Origin of the sequence: Aquabacterium sp. (assembly GCF_034003525.1) — a bacterium.
GTDB lineage: Bacteria > Pseudomonadota > Gammaproteobacteria > Burkholderiales > Burkholderiaceae_C > Aquabacterium.
On sequence record NZ_JAVEYN010000057.1, the window covers coordinates 1 to 3,054 of the forward strand.

Annotated in this window: 2 protein-coding genes; both read left to right on the plus strand. The window is 62.5% G+C overall.

Annotation, left to right across the window (positions count from 1 at the left end; genetic code table 11):
• Positions 1 to 1,582: McrB family protein (locus RBT42_RS16475; protein WP_320367115.1), on the plus strand; the 1,582-nt coding region annotated here is incomplete at its 5' end.
• Entirely contained in the window at positions 1,582 to 2,703 is a 1,122-nt protein-coding gene (mcrC, locus tag RBT42_RS16480) for a 5-methylcytosine-specific restriction endonuclease system specificity protein McrC (RefSeq protein ID WP_320367117.1), read from the plus strand. The genes RBT42_RS16475 and mcrC, both read left to right, overlap by 1 nt.
• The last annotated feature ends 351 nt before the right edge of the window (positions 2,704 to 3,054 follow it).

Genomic DNA, 3,054 nt, shown 5'->3' on the forward strand with positions numbered 1-3,054 from the left:
CCCAGATGGAAGCAGCGGCCCGCTCCAGGACATCTGCCCGTTCACAGTCATGGGCACGTTCAACCGGGGCATGACGGACGCCAACCGCAAGCTGATTGCGGCAGAGCTGGCGAAGCTGCTCGGCGTCACCGTGTCTGTGCCCGCTACGTTCGAAGGCATCCCCGTGCTCAACAACCAGCGCTCCTGGTTCTTCCGCTACGCGGACAAGCGCGGGGCGGGAGACATTGATGCCCTTTGGCGCGTCTTTGCCGCAGCGCAGACGCTGGTTGAAGACGACGGGCCAGGCACCCGCGACGAGTTCATCAAGGCCTATGACGCCGCAACCCAGGTCTGGGGTGTGGCGTGGAATCTGTCCACTGGCTTGTATTGGGCTGCCCCCTGGGAGTTTCCGACGCTGGACAGCCAGTCGCGGCACTACATCCAGAAGCGCCTGGGCGTTCCGATCACCACCCCTGCGCCGCAAGCGCCATGTGATGCGGCCACGTATTTGCAACTTGCCGACGACCTGCGTACGCGGTTCGCGGAGGACGACTACCCCGTGCACAGCTTCCCGGAGTTGTCGCTGGCATCGTGGCAGTTCAAGGATGCGACGCCTGCGCCTCAGGAGGACGAAGTCGCGCCGGACATGTCCGGCGATGACTCAGGCGATGAGCTTGCAGCCGAAGTCGTCCAGTCTCAGGCCCCCATCGTTCCCTACTCGCTTGCCGACATCACGCGTGACGGCTGCTTCATGTCGGAGCCAGAGCTTGAGCAGCTACTGGACCGGCTGCGCACCAAGAAGAATCTGATCCTGCAAGGGCCACCCGGCACCGGCAAGACATGGCTGGCCAAGCGACTGGCCTTTGCCTTGATGGGGCAAAAGGACGAGAGCAAGGTGAGAGCCGTCCAGTTCCACCCGAATCTTTCGTACGAGGACTTCGTGCGCGGCTGGCGGCCTACTGGTGAAGGCAAGCTGACGCTTGCCGATGGCGTCTTCATGGAGGCGATCAAGGCTGCGAAGAAGGAGCCCGCAGCCAAGTTCGTCGTCGTCATCGAGGAGATCAACCGAGGCAATCCGGCCCAGGTGTTCGGTGAATTGCTGACGCTGCTGGAGGCAGGCAAGCGCACCCCCAGCGAGGCGTTGGAGCTGTGCTACCCGGATGCTGACGGCGTACGGCGGCCGGTCCACATCCCCGAGAACCTTCATGTCGTCGGCACCATGAACATCGCGGATCGGTCTTTGGCGCTGGTCGATCTGGCGTTGCGGCGCCGCTTTGCGTTTGTAAGCCTTGAGCCGCGCCTCGGCCCAGCATGGCGGAGCTGGGTGGTTTCAGCCTGCGGTGTGGATGAAGCACTGGCGTCAGACATTGAGCGACGCATGGCCGAGCTGAACGAGCTGATTGCAGCGGATGCACGCTTGGGCAAGCAGTTCCGAATCGGTCACAGCTATGTCACGCCCGTGCATCGGCTGGATGCGGGCAGCACCCGGCGATGGTTCCAGCAAGTCGTGGACACCGAAATCGGCCCCCTGCTGGAAGAGTACTGGTTTGACTCCCCTGAGGAGGCGCGTCAGGCCACCGCACGGTTGCTGCAGGGCTGGTGATGGGACTGATCGCGCCACCGATTTCCGCCGAATCTGGGTTCGCGCCCGGATTCGTGGGGCGCATTCCAGTCCGGAACCTGTGGCTGTTGATGCTGTATGCGTCGGACCTGTTTCGGACTGGCGGCACCGCCCATGTGGCGGTCGAAGAAAGCCCAGATGAGCTGCCCGATCTGGTGGCAGAAATTTTGGCCCATGCCGTTGAGACTCGGCTGCATCGTCAGCTGAGCCTGGGCTACCGATCTCGGGAAGAGTGGCTCACCCGCGTCCGTGGGCGCATCGATGTGCTGACCACTGAGCGGCGGCAGTTGTTGGATCGCGGCATGGTGGCCTGCCGCTTTGCGGAGCTCACCATTGACACGCCACGGAATCGTTTCGTCCGCGCTGCATTGGAGTCCATTGCTCGCCTGGTCAAGAAGCCAGTTGTCGCCCATCGGTGCCGATCTCTTGCTGCTGCGATGTGGTCCCGAGGCGTCGCAGGCCAGCCGCCGACCCGAGCCCAGATGAGCGCTGATCGATTCGGACGCCATGATGCGGACGACCAGTTCATGGTGGCAGCAGCCAAGCTTGCCTATGACCTGGCGCTACCCACGGAATCCGCAGGCGGCAACGTGCTGGCGATGCCTGGCCGGGAGGAGGCTTGGGTTCGTCGTCTGTTTGAGCGCGCCGTTGGCGGCTTGTATGCCGTGGTGCTCAGTCCACTCGGGTGGCATGTTCGTTACGGCGCCACGCTGCAGTGGCAAATCTCGTCCAAGACGGAAGGTATTGATGACATCTTGCCTGCCATGCGGACCGACGTGGTGCTCGACCATGGTAGCTCGGGGCGACGTATCGTCATCGACACCAAGTTCACCTCCATCGTCACGGCAGGGTGGTATCGAGAGCAAAGCCTGCGCAGCGGCTACATCTACCAGATGTACGCCTATCTGCGGTCACAGGTCGGCTGTGGCGATGCACTGGCAGACTCGGCAAGCGGCCTGTTGTTGCACCCCGCCGTTGGAACGATGGTCGATGAGACAGTCGTCATCCAGGGTCATCCGCTCCGCTTTGCGACCGTGGACTTGGCAGCGAAACCTGCAGAGATTCGTTCGCAGTTGCTGAAGTGCGTCGAGGTGCCATGCTGACGCGCTCCTGGCCGCTCCCCTCCTTGGGTCGTCAAACTGCTGGGCGACATGACGCCACACTGCGTGGCGGGGTGTCAGCACACTGCTGCCACATTGGGCGGAGACCTCTTGACACTGAGTTCACACATGGCACCCACCTGTTTCACACAAAGCAGGCACCGGTCTTCGCGCAAGGGTTGGCACCGTCTATCGCACATTTTTGGTGGACGCACGTTCGCAGGGAGGCTGTCCCCACCGAATTCGGCACTTTCTTTGAGTTCGCTTCTTCGAGCTCAAAGAATGTGGCCGCTGGGCGCCAAACCGACAGGTTTGGTGGGCAGCGGCAGCTGGGGACAGTGCAGGAGAAAGATG

Bases quoted from the DNA above. Each gene is read 5' to 3' on its own strand.
- mcrC (WP_320367117.1), top strand. From the start codon at position 1,582: ATGGGACTGATCGCGCCACCGATTTCCGCCGAATCTGGGTTCGCGCCC.